Raw genomic sequence first — 1,452 nt, 5'->3', positions numbered from 1 at the left:
TCGGTCATCAGCCGCGGACTCGCCTTCGCCCCGTACGCGGACCTGCTGTGGGTCGAGACGGGAGAGCCGGACATCGAGCTCGCTCGCAACTTCGCCGCGGCGATCCACGCCGAGTTCCCCGGCAAGCACTCGTAGGCGGCATCCAGATCCGCCAGGGCCCTCTCGTCGAGCGCGTTCAGCTTCGACGGTGCGTTCAGGACGATCGTCGCGACGTCGTCGGCGATGGCGAGGTCGATCATGGGGGCCTCCGGGTCAGACGTCGTAGTCCACGACCACGCGGTCGCTGGTCGGATGGGACTGGCAGGTGAGCACGAATCCGCGCTCGAGCTCGTCGGGCTCCAGGGCGTAGTTCTCGGTCATGGTCACGCTGCCCTCGATCACACGGGCACGGCAGGTGCCGCAGACACCGCCCGCACACGCGAACGGCGCATCGGGCCGCACGCGCAGTGCCGCGTTGAGCACCGACTCGTGCGCGTCGACCGGGCTCTCCACGGTCGAGGAGACGCCGTCGAGCGTGACCTCGATGCGCACGGTCTTCTCGCCGGCGCGCACCTGCACGGGTCGGGCCGCGCGAGCCGGTTCGTCGCCGGTGGTGAACAGTTCGAAGCGGATGTGCGAGCGCTCGACCCCGACGTCGGCCAGCACCTCGCGGCAGAGGTCGACCAGGGCGAGCGGTCCGCACAGGAACCACTCGTCGACGCTCGACGGCGGGATCAGCGTGCCGAGGATCGTGCGCAGCTTCTCCTCGTCGATCCGCCCGGAGAGCACCGGAGCCGCCCGCTGCTCGCGGGAGAGCACATGGTGCAGCACGAGTCGGGTCGGGTAGCGGTCCTTGAGGTCGGCGAGGTCTTCGAGGAACATCACGTCGAGCGTGGCCCTGTTCGTGTACAGCAGTGTGAACCGCGACGTCTCGGACCGCGTCAGCACCGTGTGGGCGAGCGCCATCAGCGGCGTGATGCCGGAGCCGGCGGCGATGCCCACCACGTGGCGGTCGTCGAGGTCGTCGAGCGCCGAGGTGAACGTACCCTGCGGGCTCATCACGTCGATCTCGAATCCGGCGTGCAGGCCGGTCTGCGCCCAGGTCGAGAAGAGTCCGCCCTCGTCGCGCTTCACGGCGACGCTCAACCGGGTGTCCTGTCCGTCGTCGCAGTGCTCCGGCGCACGGCACAGCGAGTAGGAGCGCCGCACCTCGACGCCGTCGAGGGTGGTGCGCAGCGCGACGTACTGGCCGGGAAGATGGTCGTACTCGTCGGCGAGTGCGGCGGGCACGGTGAACGTCACCTCGACCGCGTCGTCGGTGAGTGGGCGCACGTCTTCGACGGTGAGGGTGTGGTGTTCGGCATGGAGCCGGCGGGCAACGTGACCCGTGCGCTTCTCGGCGAGCCGATCGGAACCCTCGTCACCGCCTGAGCGTGTGACACGGCGGAGACGACTTCGCCCGATAGAATTTGA

Annotated in this window: 1 protein-coding gene and 2 pseudogenes; 2 read left to right on the top strand and 1 reads right to left on the bottom strand. The window is 69.3% G+C overall.

The window, feature by feature from the left end:
• Positions 1 to 126: pseudogene (locus tag KZA10_RS18815) on the top strand (hypothetical protein); the annotation flags it as partial.
• Between the two features lie 126 nt (positions 127 to 252).
• Here the strand turns inward: KZA10_RS18815 and paaE are convergent.
• Positions 253 to 1,311 (bottom strand): 1,2-phenylacetyl-CoA epoxidase subunit PaaE, encoded by a 1,059-nt coding sequence (paaE, locus tag KZA10_RS15015; RefSeq protein WP_308289689.1) that lies wholly within the window; start codon positions 1,309 to 1,311, stop codon positions 253 to 255.
• 21 nt (positions 1,312 to 1,332) lie between these two features.
• Between paaE and pyrH the strand changes: the two are divergent.
• Positions 1,333 to 1,410: pseudogene (gene pyrH / locus KZA10_RS18635) on the top strand (UMP kinase); the annotation flags it as partial.
• Positions 1,411 to 1,452 lie beyond the last annotated feature (42 nt).

The sequence above is a fragment of the Microbacterium sp. BF1 genome, from assembly GCF_019279095.1.
GTDB lineage: Bacteria > Actinomycetota > Actinomycetes > Actinomycetales > Microbacteriaceae > Microbacterium > Microbacterium maritypicum.
Note: the sequence above shows the minus strand (reverse complement) of the source record. Positions and strands in the feature narration are given on the sequence as shown.